A 17,413-nucleotide genomic window follows, 5' to 3' on the forward strand; every position below is an offset into this window, starting at 1 on the left:
GCCGCCTTCCCCACACCTTCTGTTACCGCCCACCCGTGAACGACGACCACAACCAGCTCGCCAAGAAGTCCCAAGCCTGGTCGGCCCTGTTTTCAGAGCCGATGAGCGACCTGGTCAAGCGCTACACGGCCAGCGTCGATTTCGACAAGCGCCTCTGGCGCGCCGACATCACGGGCAGCCTGGCGCACGCCGAGATGCTGCAGGCCCAGGGCATCCTGTCGGCCGAGGACCACGCCGCCATCCAGAAGGGCATGGCCCAGATCAGCGCCGAGATCGAGGCCGGCAGCTTCGTCTGGAAGCTGGATCTCGAAGACGTGCACCTCAACGTCGAGGCCCGCTTGACCGAGCTGGTCGGCATCGCCGGCAAGCGCCTGCATACCGGCCGCAGCCGCAATGACCAGGTCGCCACCGACGTGCGCCTGTGGCTGCGTGGCGAGATCGACGAGATCAGCGTGCTGCTCGTCGCCCTGCAGCGCGTGCTGGTCGAGCAGGCCGCGAAGCACGCCGAGGTCATCCTGCCCGGCTTCACCCACCTGCAGGTGGCCCAGCCGGTGAGCTTTGGCCACCACCTGCTGGCCTATGTCGAGATGTTTGCGCGCGATGCCGAGCGCCTGGCCGATGTGCGCAAGCGCGTGAACCGCCTGCCCTTGGGGGCCGCCGCGCTGGCCGGCACCAGCTACCCGCTGGACCGCGAGCGCGTGGCCGCCACCCTGGGCATGGAAGGCGTCTGCCAGAACAGCCTCGACGCCGTCAGCGACCGCGACTTCGCCATCGAGTTCTCGGCGGCCGCATCGCTGGCCATGGTGCACATCTCGCGCCTGTCGGAGGAGCTGATCCTCTGGATGAGCCAGAACTTCGGCTTCATCGCCCTGCCCGATGCCTTCTGCACCGGCTCGTCGATCATGCCGCAGAAGAAAAACCCCGACGTGCCCGAGCTGGCGCGCGGCAAGACGGGCCGCGTGGTGGGCCATCTGGTCGGCCTCGTGACCCTGATGAAGGGCCAGCCCCTGGCCTACAACAAGGACAACCAGGAAGACAAGGAGCCGCTGTTCGACACGGTGGACACCTTGAAGGACACGCTGCGCATCTTTGCCGACATGCTGGCCGGCCTGACCGTCAAGCCCGAGGCCATGCGCGCCGCCGCGCTGCGTGGCTATGCGACGGCGACCGACCTGGCCGACTACCTGGTCAAGAAGGGCCTGCCCTTCCGAGACGCGCACGAGGTGGTGGCCCATGCGGTGAAGACCGCGAGCACGCGCGGCATCGACCTGGCGGCCTTGTCGCTCGACGAGTTGCGCGCCTTTGATGCGCGTATCGAGAACGATGTGTTCGAGGTGCTGTCGCTGGAGGGCTCGCTCAATGCGCGCTCGACGCTCGGCGGCACAGCGCCGAGCCAGGTGCGGGCGCAGGTGGCGCGGCACCGCAGCCGGCTTGGCTGAGAACCCAACGCACAAAAGAAAACGGCGGGCTTTGGCCCGCCGTTGCTTCGTCTGGGTCTACCCGCTCAGCGACCCTGCAGGCGCCGACGCACCACCAGGGCGCCCAGGCCCAAGGCTGACAGCAGCACCGAGGTGGGCTCTGGCACCGGCGCACTGAACTCGACCAGATAGCCATTGGCAAAGGCGACGTTGTCGCCCGGGCCGCCATGGTCATTCCAGCTGCCACCGGCACCCCAGTTGAGGTGCACATAGTTCTCGCCGTTGCAGCAGTTGTTGGGTTCGCCCGGCGACCAATTGAAGTAGGTCAGCGCCTGACCGTTCTCGGGGCCCGCGCGCCAGGTCCAACTGCCCTCGTGGCCGTCATCGGAGGCGGCGATCCAGGCCAGGCGGCCACCGGCAGCCGTGGCGCCAGCAAAGTTGTCTTCCGCTGCGCTGGTGATGGTGGCGAGGTGACCTTGCAGGCCCGCCCAGGTCATGGTGCCGGCGGCGGCCAGCGCGTTCTGCCAGGTCAGATTGGTATCGACGTAGAGGTAGTAGTGGCCATTGCCGCCACTGCCCACGGTCCACTGCACGGGATCGGCGGCATGCGCTGCCTGAACGCCGGCCACGGCGAAGAGGCTGAGCGCCAGCCGGGAGAAGGATTTCTTGTGCATCGAGACACTCCAAAACGTGGGTGGGTCCGGTCTGATGGCCGGCGAGGTGCAGTGTCTCGAAGACCCGCCAAATTGCCAGCCCGGTGACCGTCTACGTTCTAGGGAGCCCCCCTCAAATGCATGTCAGCGAATCGTTCGCCATGTAAGCAATTTCAGCCGAGCCTGACCGCGTATACCGGAGGCAGCGTCGTCGAGACGGTCTGCCAGCTGTCCCCAGCGTCGCTGCTCGCCCAGACGCCGCCAGTCGTCGAGCCCATCATCAGCTGGGTGCCCGTGTCGTCCACCGCCAGGCCGTGGCGGTAGATGAGGTCGTAGCAGTGCTGCTGGGGCAGGCCGGCGCGCAGGACCTCGAAGCTCTGGCCGCCGTCGCGCGTGCGGGTCACGCACAGGGCGGCGTCGACCGGGATACGGCGCATGTCCTTCTCGGCGGGGACGAACCAGGCGGTCAGCGGGTCTTTCGGGTGGGCCGCCACGGCAAAGCCGAAGCTCGACGGCGCGGCCTTATGTTCGACCCAGGTCGCGCCGTTATCGGTGGAGCGGTAGATGCCGCAGTGGTGCTGGCACCAGAGCACATCGGGCTCGGCGGCGCAGCGGGCGATGAGGTGCGGGTCCTGCGAGTTCTCATCGCCGGCCAGCTCGGGCGGCATGAAGTCGGCGCGCATGCCGGTGGCGCGCAAGGCCCAGGTCCGGCCGCCATCGGTGGTGCGCCAGGCGCCGCCGCAGGAGACGCCCACCAGCAGTTCGTCAGGCTTGCCAGGGTGCGGGCAGACCGAGTGCATGGCCGGCGCGGGGTTGCCGCCGCCCATCCAGGCGGTGCGCTTGGGGTCGAGCCAGAGCGGCTCGTTCAAGGCCCAGGTCTCGCCTCGGTCGCGGCTGACGAAGAGGCCGCCGGGGACGGTGCCGGCCCAGATCGCATCGCCTGAACGTTCGAGCGAGAACACCTGGTTCAGCTTCCACTCCGGGCCCTCGGCGCCTTCAGGCTGCGGCGGGAAAGCGGGTGCGGCCACTTCGTGCCAGGTCTGACCGGCGTCGCTGCTCGCATGCAGCTTGGCGCCGAAGTGCCCGAGGTTGAGGCCGGCCAGCATGCGGCCGCTGCTGTCGGGCGGCAGCACCATGGTCACCGGGTCGGCCGGGAAGCTGAGGCGCTCGACCTGCCAGGCGCCTTGGCGGCGGCGGAGTTCGAAGAGGCCTTTGCGGGTGCAGAGCCAGGCGCGGTCTGTAGGCATGGTCAACGGTCCTTGACGAAGCAGAAGGTGGGATCAAACGGATGAATCACTCAGCGACTGCCGTGGAACCGGCTTTGCCGGGTCACTGGCAGTGCCCCCTTGAGGGGGCGCGCGAAGCGCGTAGGGGGTGGGCCCATTTAGCCTCCGGAGAGAGCTTGCAGAACGTGGACACGGCTGTCGGGCCGCAAGGGGTCGGTCAGGCCACGCAAGTCCCGCGCGCGCAAGCCGTCGATGAAGACGACGACGTTCACACGCAGATGGCCCTGCTCATCAACGATGTAGCCGCGCAGCAGGGGGTTGCCGTCGAAGGCAGCATCGAGAGCCTCACGCAGCGTCGTGGCCGGGGTATCGAGCACCGGGGTGTTGATGAAGCGGTGCAGCTGGGGCGTGAACTCGATGTGGGCCATGGAACTCAGGGACTCTCGCTGGCCTTGAAGCTGAGGGACGAGGCCTGGCCCGGCGTGTGGAAGACCGTTTGGGTGGCGGGCTGGAAGTCCTCGGGCTTGGCCTCCATCAGCTTGACGAATCGCTGCGGGTTGCGGTCCATCAGCGGGAACCAGCTGCTCTGCACCTGGACCATCAGCTGGTGACCCCGGCGGAAGGCGTGGTGCACGTCGGGCAACTCAAACTCCAAGGTCACGGGCTGGCCGGGCACCAGGGCTTCGGGCTTGTCGAGGCCATTGCGGAAGCGGGCGCGCAGCGGCCAGGCGCGCACCAGTTGCTGGAAGCCGCGCAGCGTGGTGCGGGCGAGGCCCGGGTCACTGCCCTCGGCGCGGGGCGCGGCGCCGGGCACGGTGTCGTCGCGGTCGTGGGGGTGGACGTCGATCAGCTTGACGACGAAGTCGGCATCCGTGCCCGTGCTGGCCACCACCAGGCGCGCGCGCAGCGGCCCGGCCACGCTGAGGTCGCGCTCCAACACCGGGCCTTCAAAGACGAGGACATCGGGCCGCGTCGCGGCAAAGCGCTGGTCGGCCACCATGTAGTCGGGCCGCACGCCGCGTGTGGGCTGGCCCACATAGGGCACGGGCCGAGCGGGGTCGCTCACGTAGCTGGTGCTTGCAGCTTCGCCCGCCACTGGCGGCTCAAAGCCCAGGCGGCCCCCGGCGCGCAGGTAGAGCGTGCGATGGCTGTAGCTGGCCGGCGGCCACGTGGCCGCGCGGCGCCAGACATTGGTGCCGGTCTCGAAGGTGAGGGCCGCCGCCGGGGGCTGCGCCGGGCCATCGCGCAGGTGCTGCTCGAAGAAGGCGTGCAGCTGCGGGCGGAAGGTCTCGGCCGTGCGGCTGCCAAAGTCGATGGCACCGAGCGACTTGCCCGGCCGGCCCAGCCAGCCGCCATGCACCCAGGGCCCCATGACGAGCTGGTTGACAGGCAGCTTGGGGTTGAAGCGCGCGATGGCGCGGTGCAGTTGCAGCGGGCCGGCGAGGTCTTCGGCGTCGTACCAGCCGCCCACCATCATCACGGCGGCCTTGACATTCTTCATATGGGGCGCGAGCGCCCGGGCTTGCCAGGCGGCGTCGTAGCGGTCAGGCGCCATCAGCTCCTGCAGGTAGCGGTTGTCCTTCTGCAGCGCGGCAATGGCGCCCAAGGGGCCGAGGCGCAGGTAGAAGTTGTAGTCGTCGCCGGCAGTCCACGTGAAGGGCGGCCCATCATGCTCGCCCCGGGTCGGGTTGGGCTGGACCTTGAGGCCCGTGTAGAAACCGAAGTTCTGCGCCAGCATGAAGGCGCCGCCGCGGTAGCTGTCGTCGCCGTCCCAGATGTCGTTGATGGGGGCCTGGGGCGAGCCGGCCTTGAGCGCCGGGTGGCCGTCGATCAAGGCGGCAGCGGCGTAGAAGCCGGGGTAGGACACGCCCCAGACGCCGAAGCGCCCGTTGTGGCCGGGCAGGTTCTTGAGCATCCACTCGATGCTGTCGTAGGCGTCGCTGCTCTCGTCCACATCGGCATTCGAGCGCTTGACGGGCACCTGGGGCCGCATCTCGACCCACTCACCCTCGGACATGTAGCGGCCGCGCACGTCCTGGCAGACGAAGACATAGCCGCTCTTCAGGAACTCGTCCGACGGCGAATGCAGCCCGCCGGGCGTGTCCACGCCATAGGGCCCGCAGCCATAGGGCGTGCGGATCATCAGCACCGGGTAGGTCTTGCTGAGGTCCTTGGGCGCGTGGACGACGGTGAAGAGCCGCTTGCCGTCGCGCATAGGCACGCGGTACTCGGACTTGGTGTAGTGGGCCTGGATGTCGAAGGGCTCGGGCTCGGCCGCAAGGGTCGAAGCCGAAAGCCACAGGGCCGACAGCGCAAGGGCGAGGTGCATGGAGGTACGACGAAACTTCATGCCTCCATTCGACAAGCCCCTAGGCGACACGCTCCCCCTGGATTACCCGCAAGAATGCGGACCGATGAATCCTGGTGTCGTGTTTGCCGCCCTGGCCTATGTGGCCTGGGGCCTGTTCCCCCTCTACCTAAAGCAGGTGGCCCTGGTGCCCCCGCTGGAAGTAGTGGCCCACCGCACGGTGTGGTCGCTGGTCTTTTCGCTGGCGGTGCTGGCACTGCTGCGGCGCTGGAGCTGGTGGCGCAGCCTTGACCGGCAGGTGCTGTGGAAGACCGGCCTCTCAGCCCTCTTCGTGGCGACCAACTGGCTGGGCTATGTGTGGGCCATCGCGACCGACCATGTGGTGGACGCGAGCCTGGGCTACTTCATCAACCCGCTGGTCAACGTCGCCCTGGGCTACCTGGTACTGCACGAGCGGCTGCGAGCCGCGCAGTGGGTGGCCATCGGCTTCGCGACGGCGGGTGTGCTGTGGCTGACCTGGCAGCTCGGCCACACGCCCTGGATCTCATTGATGCTCGCCTTCACCTTCGGGCTCTACGGGCTGATGCGCAAGACCTCGACGCTTGGCGCCATCGAAGGCTTGACCGTCGAGACCTTGCTGCTCGCGCCCATCGCCGTCGGGGCCTTGCTTTGGTGGAGCGCGCATGGGCAACACGCGGTGACCGACGCAGCGTACGGCGGCTGGCTGATCGGCACCGGGCCGTTGACGGCTGGCGCCCTGATGCTGTTTGCAGCCGGCGCCCGGCGTGTGCCCTTGTCGACGATGGGGCTCATCCAGTACGTGGCCCCGACGCTGCAGCTCATGCTCGGTGTCTGGGTCTATCACGAGCCCATGAGCAGCGCCCGCCTGATCGGCTTTGCGCTGATCTGGGCGGGGCTGGCGATCTACTCCGCCGACAGCCTCTTTAAGCGGCCGAAGGCGTCCGGATGAGGTAGTCAAAGGCCGAGAGCGCGGCCTTCGCGCCCTCGCCGGTGGCGATGATGATCTGCTTGTAGGGCACGGTCGTCACGTCGCCGGCGCCGAAGATACCCGGCACATTGGTGTGGCACTTGGCGTCCACGACGATCTCGCCAAAGCGGCTCAGCTCCACCGTGCCCTTGAGGAACTCGGTGTTGGGCACGAGGCCGATCTGGACGAAGACGCCGGCGAGGCCCAACTGCTGCTCGGTGCCCGAGACGCGGTCCTTGAAGCGCAGGCCGGTCATCTTCTGGCCGTCGCCGACGACCTCGGTGGTCTGCGCGTTGACGTGGATGGTCACGTTGGGCATGGACTTGAGCTTGTCCACCAGCACCTGGTCGGCCTTGAGCTGGTCGGCGAACTCAAGCAGGGTCACGCTCTTGACGACACCGGCCAGGTCGATGGCGGCCTCGACGCCCGAGTTGCCGCCGCCGATCACGGCCACGTCCTTGCCCTTGAAGAGCGGGCCGTCGCAGTGCGGGCAGTAGGCCACGCCCTTGGTGCGGTACTCGGCCTCGCCGGGCACGTTCATATTGCGCCAGCGGGCACCAGTGGCCAGGATGACCGTGCGGCCCTTGAGCACCGCGCCGTTCTCCAGCAGCACTGTGGCGTAGCCGCCGGGCTGCGCGGCGGGCTCGATCTTGGCGACGCGCTGAAGGGTGATCACGTCCACACCGTAGTGGCGCACATGGGCCTCCAGCGCGGCGGCGAACTTGGGGCCTTCGGTCTCCAGCACGGAGATGAAGTTCTCGATGCCCAGGGTGTCCATGGTCTGGCCGCCAAAGCGCTCGGCCACGATGCCGGTGCGGATGCCCTTGCGGGCGGCATACACGGCCGCCGCAGCGCCTGCCGGGCCGCCGCCGATGATGAGCACCTCGTAGGGCGCCTTCTCGGTGAGCTTGGCGGCTTCCTTGGCAGCGGCACCGGTGTCGATCTTGGCGAGGATTTCCTTCAGCTCGATGCGGCCCGACGCGAAGTCGGCACCGCCCAGCTCGGTCTTGGGCACGGCCATGATCTGGCGTGCCTCGACCTCGGCTTGAAACATGCCGCCGTCGATGGCGACGTGGCGCACACGCGGGTTGAGCACGGCCATCAGGTTGAGCGCCTGCACCACGTCCGGGCAGTTGTGGCAGGTCAGGCTCATCCAGGTGGTGAAGTCGTAGTCACCATCCAAAGCCTTGATCTGCTCGATCACCTCGGGCTCGACCTTGGGCGGGTGGCCGCCAGCCCACAGCAAGGCCAGCAGCAGCGAGGTGAACTCGTGGCCCATGGGTAGGGCAGCGAAATGCACGCCCATGTCGTGACCGACGCGGGTGATCTGGAAGCTGGGCTTGCGGGCGAAGTTGCCATCGAAGCGCGCCGTGATCTTGTCGGGCGCAATGGCCGCGATCTCGGTCAGCAGTTCGCGGATGTCAGCGGCGCCAGCCGAGTCGTCCAGGCTGGCGATCAGCGCGATGGGCTGGCTGATGCGCTCGAAGTAAGAGGCCAACTGGCCTTGGGTGGCGGCGTCCAACATGGCGGGCTCCTTGTAGCGGTGGTGTTTGGGGCGAGGTCATCCCGACCCCGTTGAAAACGCCCACCGCGAGTACCGCCGGGGCGCTTTCAACCGGGTCTGAAGTCTGGTGGCCGGAGGGCTTGGGGGGCCAACCCAGCGACCGCCGCGGAACCGGCTTTGCCGGGCCGCAGGCGGTGCCCCCTTGAGGGGGCGCGCGAAGCGCGTAGGGGGTGGGTCAAGTTCTTTAGATCTTGCCGACGAGGTCCAGGCTCGGTGCCAAGGTCTTGGCGCCTTCCTTCCACTTGGCCGGGCAGACCTGGCCGGGGTTGGCGGCCGTGTACTGGGCAGCCTTCAGCTTGCGCAGGGTCTCGGACACGTCGCGGGCGATCTCGTTGGAGTGCACTTCCATGGTCTTGATGACGCCATCAGGATTGATGACGAAGGTGCCGCGCAGCGACAGGCCTTCCTCGGGGATGTGCACGCCGAAGGCGTTGGACAGGGTGTGGGTCGGGTCGCCCACCAGCGGGAACTTGGCCTTGCCGACGGCCGGCGAGGTCTCGTGCCAGACCTTGTGCGAGAAGTGGGTGTCGGTCGTGACGATGTAGACCTCGGCACCAGCAGCCTGGAAGGCGGCGTAGTTCTCGGCGGCGTCTTCGATCTCGGTCGGGCAGTTGAAGGTGAAGGCGGCCGGCATGAAGATCAGCACGGACCACTTGCCCTTGAGGCTCTGGTCGCTCACTTCGATGAACTCACCCTTGCCGCTGCGGTTGACGAAGGCGGTGGTCTTGAAGGGCTGAACGGGGGTGTTGATGAGGGACATCGGGAACTCCTGTGGAGGGGTGGGTGAATCGATGGAATGAACTATATCGACCAAGCCCCATCGATTGGTTTGATTTATTGAATGACCGAGATTGCCGGTGCCTATCCCGCTGCGGGCGCAGCGCGGCCACCGAGCCAGCGGGTGGTCTCAAGCAAACGAAGGGCCGCTCCCGAGTTGCTTGACCCCCACGGGAGGCGGGCTGGGCGCAGCCCGGCCTTGGGGGCGGTCAAAAACGCAGGTCGTACAGCTGATGCGGCATCAGCTTGACGCGCAGGTGCTGGGCCGAGGCCAGACCGACGATGTTGAAGTCGGCCAGCGTGGTGTCACGCCGCACCGGCTTGGCGAGCGGGTCGCCCTGGCGGTTGGTGACCGAGCCCACCAGCGGGGCATTGCCGCTGGTGCCAGGCCGCACGGACACGGCGATCTCGCCGCAGGCCAGCTTGACCAAGGTGCCCGGCGGGAAGAGGCCGAACTCCTTGACGATCAGACCGGCAATGGGGTGGCCCTTGCTGCCGGTGTAGATGTCGCGCGCGGCCTGGGGCGCGGGCAAGCCCGGGCGGCCGCCTCGGCTGGCGTGCTTGGCCAGGAAGACGTCCACCAGATGCAGCAGCTGCGCCATTTCGGTCGGCTCCTGCACCTTGTTCGGGTAGCCAACGCCGCCAGTTTCCTCATGGTGCTGGGCCACGGCGTCGAGCCACTCCTGCTCCTTGAGGCCGGCAGCGCGCAGCAACGCCACCGACTCGGTCGGGTGCGCGTCGATCAAGGCGCGGTACTGCGGTGCGAGCTTGCCCCCACGGGAGGCCAGCCGGCCTTGCAGGTCGATGATGGGCAGGTTCATCGTCAGCGCGGCGCCCACGGCCAGGCGCTGGCGCTCAACAGGCCACTCCAGCCGGCGCACCAGCACGGCCACCACGGCCGCGCAGTGCAGCAAGTGGACGAGGCCATAGATCTCGTGGCGGCTGTGGTCGTGGCGCATGACCACGAAGATCAATTGGTCGGGGTAGCGCTCGGCCCACTGCAGGATCTGCCCCGCGCATTCCTTGACGCGCGGCAGGAAGAGCGTCTCGTCAGGCGCGCGCAGCAGCACGGCCAGGCGGGTCTGCATGGCCTCCCAGCGGCCGAAAAAGTCCTCGCCGCCGACGCCACTTGAATCGTAGGAATTGGACGCCGGCTTGAGCTCATCCAGGTCCACAAAGACGCCACGGTTCAGCAGCGCCTCCCGCATGTCCTCGTTCGGCACCATCTGCCCTTTGGCCAATAGCAGCTTGCCCTCGGCGTCGCGCACGCCAAAGGGAAGCGGCTCACCGGCTTTGAGCTTTCCAGCCACTTGCTGGATCGGGACGAGCTTCATGGCTGAGACGACAGGATCGGGTGCAAAGACATCAATTGACGTGGGGCGGCCACCATGGGCCGGCAAAGTAGTTCAAGCCTACCCCAGCGTCAACGGCTCAATCCTCAACACTTGGAAGGGGCGTGCGAAACACCACGGGCCGTCCAAGTGCGCGGATGCTCAGGCCTTGGGTCCCGCCAGTCCAGCACCCGCTTACGCAGCGAGCCTGAACCCCCGCACCACGTCCACCAGTTGCTCGGCCTGCTGGCGCAGACTCTCCGCCGCCGCAGCGCCTTCCTCCACCAACGCCGCGTTCTGCTGGGTCACCACATCCATCTGGCCCACCGCTTCTCCGACCTGTTGAATGCCCTTGTTCTGCTCGACGCTCGCGGTGCTGATCTCGTTCACCACATCGCTCACGCGACGGATGGATGTGACGATCTCCTCCATGGTCTGCCCGGCCTGTTCCACCTGCTGCGTGCCTTGCGCGACCTGGCCCACGCTGTGGTTGATGAGGGTCTTGATTTCCTTGGCCGCCTCGGCGCTGCGCTGCGCCAATGCACGGACCTCGCTGGCCACCACCGCAAAGCCGCGGCCCTGCTCACCGGCCCGCGCCGCTTCCACCGCTGCATTGAGCGCCAGGATGTTGGTCTGAAAGGCGATGCCGTCGATCACGCCGATGATGTCGCTGATCTTGCGGCTGCTCTCGTTAATGGCGTGCATCGTTCCAACGACCTGCCCGACGACCTCGCCGCCGCGAACAGCAACCGTGGTGGCGCCACGCGCAAGCTGGCTGGCCTGAGCCGCGTTGTCGGCGTTGTGACGCACCGTCTCGGCAAGCTCGGTCATGGTGGCTGCCGTCTGCTCAAGCGCGCTGGCCTGCTCTTCGGTGCGCTGGCTCAGGTCCTGATTGCCTTGCGCAATCTGGGCACTGGCGGTGGCAACGCTCTCGGAGTTGGAGCGCACATTGGCCACCACGTCGGAGAGCCGCGCCTGCATCGTCTGCAACTGCGCCATCATGCTGCTGCTGTCGCCAGTCCTCAGCTCAACGGCACGGGTCAAATCGCCGTCAGCCACCGACGCCGCCAGCGCCGAAGCCTCGGTCGGCTCGCCACCGAGTTGGCGCATCAGGCTGCGGGAGATCCAAACACCCGAGAGCGCCGCGAGGACCAAGCCCGCCAAGCTCACTGCGATCAACCACGCTCGCGCCGAATGCGCGGCCGCTTCGGCTTCTTCCTCAGTCACTTGCACAAGTTGGGACTGATACGCCAGCAGTTCATCAACCGCAGCAAAGTAGGCCAGTTGCAGGGGGCGCGCAGTCTCTAGCAAGTAGGCTTTCGCATCCTCGAGCTTCCCGTCCTTCACAAGCTCCAGGTACCGCTCCTGCGCAGGCACGTACCGGCCTCGTTGCTCGGCAATCTTTGCCAGCAGCGACTTGCCCTTCTCAGAGTCGATCTGGGCCTTCAAGGTTTCCAGCACCTTGGCGATGGCCTGGCGCTCACTCTGCACTTGTTCCACTTGCGCCTGGAGGTCCGACGCGCGGGTCATGATCGCCATGTTGCGCATGGACAGGCCGATTTGATCGAGGCGTAGCTTGATTTCGTACGCCATTTCAATGCGGGGAATCCGGGCATCCACGAGTTGGTCCACGCTGGACTGAATGCCCGCCAGTCTGAACAGCGCAATGCCGCTCACACAAACCAAGAGTGCGACAAAGCCGCCACACACCAGCATTAGGCGGGACGACACCTTCATGTTTTCAAGCACAAGCGTCTCCTGTACTCCACAGGAGTCGCGGCCAAGGGGCTTCCAGCGCACTAACTTCCGGCAGACGGCAGCGCACGCTCGCGACGGACAACCCCCCGCTTGCTCACCCGTGGAGTGGGGCGATGGGAGGCGGCAGGCCGTCGTCGAAGGAACTTCCCAGCCTAAGGCGAGGCCTGCCAAAGGGGAGTGGACGGTAGCAGCCAACTACATACGACGAATGGCAAGGTGTATGCCTTGGTCATTGCCGACGTGACTTCTTGCCCGAGCTTGCTCCCAACGCGGCAGCGGGGCGCCTATGCCTCCAACGCCAGCAGCTCGTCCACCGTCTGGCGGCGGCGGATGAGGCGGGTCTGCTCGCCATCCACCAGCACCTCGGCCACCAAGGGGCGCGAGTTGTAGTTGCTGGACATGCTGGCGCCGTACGCCCCGGCGTCGTGCAGCACCAGCAAATCGCCCACCACAGGCTCAGGCAGGCGGCGCGGCAGCACCTCGCCGCCGGCACCTTGCGTGAACACGTCGCCCGACTCGCACAGCGGCCCGGCCACCACCACCTCGCGCTCAGGCCGCGCGCCTGGGCTGCGCGGGATCACGCTCATCGCGTGGTAGCTGCCGTACATGGACGGCCGCATCAGCTCGTTGAAGCCGGCGTCCACCAGCACGAAGCGGTTGCTACCCGCGTTCTTGGCGGCGCGCACCTCGGCCAGCAGCACGGCGCTCTCGGCAACGAGGTAGCGGCCTGGTTCGAGCTCCAGGGTCAGGGCGTGGCCGACGATGGCTTGTGCCTCCTGGCGGGCGGCATCCCAGAGCTGGAAGTAGTGGGGCACGTCGATGCGCGCATCGCCCGCGCGGTAGGGGATGGAGAGCCCCCCGCCGGCCGAGATGGCGTGCAGGTCGTGCCCGGCCTCCACCGCCTGGCGCACCAGGCCGACCATGGCGCCGCCCACCTGGGCCAGGTGCGTGTAGTCCACGCCCGAGCCGATGTGCATATGCAGGCCCTCCAGCACCAGGCCGTGCTGGCGGATGGCAGCCAGCGCGGCCGGCAGCTCGGTGTGCCAGATGCCGTGCTTGCTGTGCTCGCCGCCGGTGTTGGTCTTCTGGCTATGGCCATGGCCAAAGCCGGGGTTGATGCGCAGCCAGACCTTGTGGCCCTTGGACGCCGCACCCAGCTGGTGGAGCATGTCGATGGAACCGGCATTGACCGGGATGCGGTGCTCCACCACGGTGGCCAGCGTGGCGGCGTCGAGCAGATCGGCGGTGAAGACGATCTCGTCGCCGCCCGGCGTGTACCCCGCCGCCAGGGCGCGCAGGATCTCGCCGCGCGAGACCGCATCCACCTTGACTCCTTGCTCGCGCAGCAGGCGCAGCACATGGGTGTTGGAGCAGGCCTTCTGGGCAAAGCGCACCACGTCAAAGGCGCGCAGCGACGCAGCTTGCGCGCGGATGGTGGCGGCGTCGTAGACCCAGACGGGCGTGCCGTGCTCGGCGGCGATGCGAGCCAGGCGCTCGGGGGTGAAGGCGGTGGGCAGGGGCTTGTGTGTCATGGCCGGCAGGATGCCCGCCTGACACTATTCAATCAAATTGCAATTTGTCAGTACACAATTCAATCCTGATATGGATATCCAGCACCGCCACATCGAGGTCTTCCGCGCCGTGATGACGGCTGGCAGCGTCACCGGCGCCGCCGCCCTGCTGCACACCTCGCAGCCGACGCTGAGCCGCGACCTGGCGCGGCTGGAGCAGTTGCTGGGCTACGCCCTCTTTGAGCGCGAGCGCGGCCGGCTCAAGCCCACCGCCCGGGCGCGGCAACTGTTCGACGAGGTGGAGCGCAGCTTCCAGGGCCTGGGCCGCGTGATCGAGCGCGCCAAGGGCCTGGCGCGTGACGACGACAGCGAACTCAGCATCCTGTGCCTGCCCGCTCTCAGCCACGCACTGCTGCCGCGCGCCGTGGCCCGGCTGCGGGCCGCCCACCCCGGGCTGCGCATCTCCATCACCCCGGCCGAGCCGCCCTTGCTCGACGCATGGATGAGCGAGCAGCGCTACGACCTGGGCCTGACCGAGACCACCACCCCGCTGCCCGGCGTGCGCGTCGAGCCCGTGCTGCAGGCTGACGAAGTGGCCGTGCTGCCCGCCGGCCACCCGCTCGCGGCCAAGCCCCGGCTCGCCCTCAAGGACTTTGCCGGGCAGGACTTTGTGAGCCTGGCGCCCGACGACCCCTACCGCCGCGAGATCGATGCCCGCTTCGACGCGGCTGGCGTGCAACGCCGCCTGGGCGTGCAAACCCACAGCGCCGTGGCCGTGTGCGAGCTGGTGCGGGCCGGCCTGGGCCTGGCCATCGTCAACCCGCTGACGGCGGCAGTCTGCGCGGTGCAGGGCGTGGTGGTGCGGCCCTTGACGGTGTCCATCCCCTACCGCGTCAGCGCGCTGCGGCCGTTGCACCGGCCGGCCCAGCCCCTGGTGGACGAACTGCTGCGCGCGCTCGCCGACCACTCAACCTGAAGTTACAAGCCTGCGGCGGGGCTTACCAAGTCGCTCGCCAGGGCAGCGCCCAGCCCGGAAGATGCGGGCATGAACCGGCACCTGCTTTCACTCACCCTCACTGCAACGGCGCTGGCTGCCTGCGGCGGTGGTGGCAGCGGCGGCACGGCGACTGCCCCGGCCACGCCTTCAACGCCAACCACCCCCACAACCCCCACCACGCCCGCCGGCGACCCACGCCTGCAAACCCTGCGCAGCGACCTCGACAACCCCTGGGGCCTGGCCGAGCTTCCCTCGGGTGATTGGCTCATCACCCAGCGGACGGGTTCTGTCGTGGCCGTCAACGCCGAGGGCACGGTACGCACCGCCATCAGCGGCGCCCCCGCCGTGGCGAGCGATGGCCAGGGCGGTTTGCTCGACATCGCGCTGGACCCCGACTTCGGCGCCGACCCCTGGGTCTACCTCTGCTACTCCGAGCCTGGCAGCGGCGCCGAGGCGGGCCGGGCCGGCACGGCGGTCGGGCGGGCGCGCCTGGTGGGCAATGCGCTGCAAGGTTTCACCGTCACCTTCCGCCAGCAGCCCAAGGTGGCGGGCAGCGGCCACTTCGGCTGCCGGCTCGCATTCGGGCGCGACAAGCTGCTCTTCGTCACGCTCGGAGAGCGCCAGCAAGGCAGCCCCGCGCAGGACCTGGCTCAGACCCTCGGCAAGGTCGTGCGCATCGCGCGCGACGGCAGCATCCCGGCCGACAACCCGGCCCTCGGCGCCACCGCCCGCCCCGGCATCTGGAGCTTTGGGCACCGCAACCCGCAAGGCGCCGCCATCCACCCTGACACCGGCGAGCTCTGGGTGGGCGAGCATGGCCCGCAAGGCGGGGACGAGATCAACATCGCCCGCGCCGGCGCCAACTACGGCTGGCCGATCGTGAGCTACGGCTGCAACTACGGCGACCCGGTGGGCAATGCCTGCCGCATCGGCGGCGGCACCCATGCGCCACGCTTTGTGGAGCCCCTCACCACCTGGACACCCACCTCGGTCGCGCCCTCGGGCATGGCCTTCTACACCGGCAGCCTCTTCCCCGAGTGGCGCGGCAACCTCTTTGCCGGCAGTCTCGCCGGCCAGGCGCTCTGGCGGCTCACGGTCACCGGCAACAGCGTGACGGCCAAGGAGCCCCTGTTCGCCAGCCTCGGCGAGCGCTTTCGCGCCATCAAGCCCGCCAGCGACGGCAGCCTGCTGATCGTCACCGACAGCGGCAAGCTGCTGCGGCTGACACGCTGACCTTTGCCGGGCAGGCTCGCCACCGCCCGCCACGCCCCAGGATGAACCCTGGGGCATGAGCCGTTTGGCGCCAATTTCTCGCGCATCCAGGCAAGCCCTTTTGCCCCGGACACCGCCCATGACGCTCCCGCCCCTGTTTGCCCACCGCCTCCAGTGTCTGGGTCTTGGCCTCGCCTTGCTGCTGACCAGCACGCTGGCCTCGGCCCAATGGGGCTACCGCCAATCGCAGGACTCCCGCATCCGCGCCGAGCGTGCCTCGAACGACGCCTTCTATGGCAACTGGAAGCGCGAGATCGACGACAGCTTTGCCAAGCGCCAAGCCCAGCGTGACGCCTTGTTTGCCAGCGTGGCCAGCGGCCAGGCGCCCAGCCCGGGCGGCATCACGGCCGAGTTCACCATCATCCGCAAGGCCCCCGACACCAAGCCCCGCGACCCGGTGGCCGTCATCAAGGACAACGCCAAGCGCGGCGACCCCGCCTACATGGGCACGCTCGGCTCGCTGTACGCCGAGGGCAAGGGTGTCCCCAAGGACCTGGCCGAGGCCGAGCGCTGGCTCAAGAAGGCCGAGGCCGGCAAGTTCGCCCCGGCGGTGACCTGGCTGCATGCGCTCTATGCAGGCACCTTTGGCGGCGAAACCAAGCTGGAGCCCATGCTGGAGTACGCCGCCAAGTCCGCCGACCTGGGCCTCAAAGGCTATGCCTGGGAGGCTTTCGCGGGCTTGTGGCGCCGCAGCGGCTACCAGGCCAGCGAGCCTGAGCGCCAGCGCATGAAGCGCTACATCGCCCGGGCGCGCAGCGAGGGCAATGCCGATGACCGCTGGGTCTGGCGCGAGGTGGTGGCCGATGTGCTGGACACGCCGGCCGAGTACGAGCAACTGCTGTCCGCCCTGCGCCCCGCCGCCGAGGCCAGTGATGCCGCCGCCATGAGCCTGCTGGCCCAGGCCTACCGCCGCGGCGACTACGGCTTGCCCAGCAACGCCTCCGACGCGGCGCGCTGGTATGCGGCAGCGGCCGCCAAGGGCGACGCCGTGGCCGCGTTTGAATACGGCGCCCGGCTCTACACCGGTGAGTTCTTTGCCAAGGACACCGTGCTCGCGGCCAAGCTGCTGCGCCAGGCGGCCGACTCGGCCGAGCTGGCACCGCGCTCACGCCGCGAAGCCTCGCTACGCCTGGCCTTCTGCTTTCGCGACGGCGCCTGTGGCGAGACGCGCAATCTCGCGCGCTTCTACGCCGCGCTCGACGTGCCCTTGCAGATGGGCAGCCGGGTGGCCCGGTTCGAGCGCGGCCTGCTGCTGGGCCGTGGCACCGGCGTGGCGCGGGACGATGCGGCCGCCTACCGGCTCTTCAAGGAGGCTGCCGACACCGGCATGGTCGGGGCGCTGTACCAGCAAGCCCTGTTCCTATACCGCGGGCGCGGCATCGCCGCCGACACCGAGACCGCCATCGCCATGTTCTGGAAGGCGGCCGAGGCCGGCAGCATCAATGCCGCAGACGCACTGACCGCCATCTTTGAAGACGAAGCACCGCCCAAGGCACAGCTGCAGCGCGCCACCGCCCTGCTCAAGACGAACCAGGCGCGCAGTGCGGCAGACCAGGCCAAGTTGGACGCCGACCTCTGAGCCAGCGCGTGGCCGGGCCGGCCGACGCCCG

14 protein-coding genes are annotated in these 17,413 nt (G+C 68.2%); 5 read left to right on the forward strand and 9 right to left on the reverse strand.

The annotated features are described in order from the left end of the window. The first annotated feature begins 35 nt into the window (after nt 1-35). Nucleotides 36-1,439, forward strand: a complete 1,404-nt coding sequence (gene argH / locus ABDJ85_RS07130; protein WP_347704078.1) for an argininosuccinate lyase — start codon at nt 36-38, stop codon at nt 1,437-1,439. A gap of 65 nt (nt 1,440-1,504) precedes the next feature. Here argH and ABDJ85_RS07135 read toward each other — a convergent pair whose 3' ends face one another. The 4 genes from ABDJ85_RS07135 to ABDJ85_RS07150 all read right to left on the reverse strand — a co-directional run bounded on the left by ABDJ85_RS07135 (nt 1,505) and on the right by ABDJ85_RS07150 (nt 5,647). Beyond that, the gene (locus ABDJ85_RS07135) at nt 1,505-2,092 is read right to left on the reverse strand and encodes a lectin-like protein (RefSeq protein WP_347704079.1); all 588 of its coding nucleotides are present in this window, start codon (nt 2,090-2,092) and stop codon (nt 1,505-1,507) included. Nucleotides 2,093-2,244: 152 nt separating this feature from the next. Further along, a complete protein-coding gene (locus ABDJ85_RS07140; RefSeq protein WP_347704080.1) occupies nt 2,245-3,318 on the reverse strand; it encodes a WD40/YVTN/BNR-like repeat-containing protein in 1,074 nt (357 codons plus the stop codon). Between the two features lie 137 nt (nt 3,319-3,455). Beyond that, a complete protein-coding gene (locus ABDJ85_RS07145) occupies nt 3,456-3,725 on the reverse strand; it encodes a ubiquitin family protein (RefSeq protein WP_347704081.1) in 270 nt (89 codons plus the stop codon). A gap of 5 nt (nt 3,726-3,730) precedes the next feature. After that, nucleotides 3,731-5,647 carry a CocE/NonD family hydrolase gene (locus ABDJ85_RS07150; protein ID WP_347704082.1) on the reverse strand — a complete coding sequence of 639 codons (1,917 nt, stop codon included), beginning with the start codon at nt 5,645-5,647 and terminating at the stop codon, nt 3,731-3,733. Nucleotides 5,648-5,711: 64 nt separating this feature from the next. On the opposite strand from ABDJ85_RS07150, the gene rarD reads away from it, so the two are divergent. After that, nucleotides 5,712-6,575 carry an EamA family transporter RarD gene (gene rarD, locus ABDJ85_RS07155; RefSeq protein WP_347704083.1) on the forward strand — a complete coding sequence of 288 codons (864 nt, stop codon included), beginning with the start codon at nt 5,712-5,714 and terminating at the stop codon, nt 6,573-6,575. On the opposite strand, the gene ahpF is transcribed toward rarD, so the two are convergent. From ahpF to lysA, 5 genes are all read right to left on the reverse strand, one after another. Beyond that, complete coding sequence (gene ahpF / locus ABDJ85_RS07160; RefSeq protein WP_347704084.1) at nt 6,550-8,118, reverse strand: alkyl hydroperoxide reductase subunit F; 1,569 nt, start codon at nt 8,116-8,118, stop codon at nt 6,550-6,552. The two genes, rarD and ahpF, sit on opposite strands and share 26 nt — an antisense overlap. 223 nt (nt 8,119-8,341) lie before the next feature. Then, a complete protein-coding gene (ahpC, locus tag ABDJ85_RS07165; RefSeq protein ID WP_347704085.1) occupies nt 8,342-8,917 on the reverse strand; it encodes an alkyl hydroperoxide reductase subunit C in 576 nt (191 codons plus the stop codon). Nucleotides 8,918-9,143: 226 nt separating this feature from the next. Further along, complete coding sequence (locus tag ABDJ85_RS07170) at nt 9,144-10,268, reverse strand: HD-GYP domain-containing protein (protein WP_347704086.1); 1,125 nt, start codon at nt 10,266-10,268, stop codon at nt 9,144-9,146. A 192-nt stretch (nt 10,269-10,460) separates the two neighbouring features. Continuing rightward, nucleotides 10,461-12,014: a methyl-accepting chemotaxis protein gene (locus ABDJ85_RS07175; RefSeq protein WP_347704087.1), complete on the reverse strand. Its 1,554-nt coding sequence runs from the start codon at nt 12,012-12,014 to the stop codon at nt 10,461-10,463. 293 nt (nt 12,015-12,307) lie between these two features. Further along, a complete protein-coding gene (lysA, locus tag ABDJ85_RS07180) occupies nt 12,308-13,555 on the reverse strand; it encodes a diaminopimelate decarboxylase (protein WP_430765520.1) in 1,248 nt (415 codons plus the stop codon). Between the two features lie 70 nt (nt 13,556-13,625). Here lysA and ABDJ85_RS07185 point away from each other — a divergent pair, with 70 nt between their 5' ends. From ABDJ85_RS07185 to ABDJ85_RS07195, 3 genes are all read left to right on the forward strand, one after another. After that, nucleotides 13,626-14,510, forward strand: a complete 885-nt coding sequence (locus ABDJ85_RS07185; RefSeq protein WP_347704088.1) for a LysR family transcriptional regulator — start codon at nt 13,626-13,628, stop codon at nt 14,508-14,510. A 69-nt stretch (nt 14,511-14,579) separates the two neighbouring features. Continuing rightward, complete coding sequence (locus tag ABDJ85_RS07190; RefSeq protein ID WP_347704089.1) at nt 14,580-15,764, forward strand: PQQ-dependent sugar dehydrogenase; 1,185 nt, start codon at nt 14,580-14,582, stop codon at nt 15,762-15,764. Nucleotides 15,765-15,882: 118 nt separating this feature from the next. Beyond that, nucleotides 15,883-17,382 (forward strand): tetratricopeptide repeat protein, encoded by a 1,500-nt coding sequence (locus tag ABDJ85_RS07195; RefSeq protein ID WP_347704090.1) that lies wholly within the window; start codon nt 15,883-15,885, stop codon nt 17,380-17,382. Nucleotides 17,383-17,413 lie beyond the last annotated feature (31 nt).

The organism is Roseateles paludis (assembly GCF_039872745.1).
Taxonomy (GTDB): Bacteria; Pseudomonadota; Gammaproteobacteria; order Burkholderiales; family Burkholderiaceae_C; genus Pelomonas; species Pelomonas paludis.

What these genes read in the sequence shown, in the direction of transcription:
- ABDJ85_RS07145 (WP_347704081.1), bottom strand. Translation starts at nt 3,725, where the DNA reads ATGGCCCACATCGAGTTCACGCCCCAGCTGCACCGCTTCATCAACACC.
- ABDJ85_RS07190 (WP_347704089.1), top strand. Translation starts at nt 14,580, where the DNA reads ATGAACCGGCACCTGCTTTCACTCACCCTCACTGCAACGGCGCTGGCT.
- ABDJ85_RS07135 (WP_347704079.1), bottom strand. Translation starts at nt 2,092, where the DNA reads ATGCACAAGAAATCCTTCTCCCGGCTGGCGCTCAGCCTCTTCGCCGTG.
- ABDJ85_RS07195 (WP_347704090.1), top strand. Translation starts at nt 15,883, where the DNA reads ATGACGCTCCCGCCCCTGTTTGCCCACCGCCTCCAGTGTCTGGGTCTT.
- ahpF (WP_347704084.1), bottom strand. Translation starts at nt 8,118, where the DNA reads ATGTTGGACGCCGCCACCCAAGGCCAGTTGGCCTCTTACTTCGAGCGC.
- rarD (WP_347704083.1), top strand. Translation starts at nt 5,712, where the DNA reads ATGAATCCTGGTGTCGTGTTTGCCGCCCTGGCCTATGTGGCCTGGGGC.
- ABDJ85_RS07170 (WP_347704086.1), bottom strand. Translation starts at nt 10,268, where the DNA reads ATGAAGCTCGTCCCGATCCAGCAAGTGGCTGGAAAGCTCAAAGCCGGT.
- ABDJ85_RS07140 (WP_347704080.1), bottom strand. Translation starts at nt 3,318, where the DNA reads ATGCCTACAGACCGCGCCTGGCTCTGCACCCGCAAAGGCCTCTTCGAA.
- lysA (WP_430765520.1), bottom strand. Translation starts at nt 13,555, where the DNA reads ATGACACACAAGCCCCTGCCCACCGCCTTCACCCCCGAGCGCCTGGCT.
- ABDJ85_RS07185 (WP_347704088.1), top strand. Translation starts at nt 13,626, where the DNA reads ATGGATATCCAGCACCGCCACATCGAGGTCTTCCGCGCCGTGATGACG.
- ahpC (WP_347704085.1), bottom strand. Translation starts at nt 8,917, where the DNA reads ATGTCCCTCATCAACACCCCCGTTCAGCCCTTCAAGACCACCGCCTTC.
- ABDJ85_RS07150 (WP_347704082.1), bottom strand. Translation starts at nt 5,647, where the DNA reads ATGAAGTTTCGTCGTACCTCCATGCACCTCGCCCTTGCGCTGTCGGCC.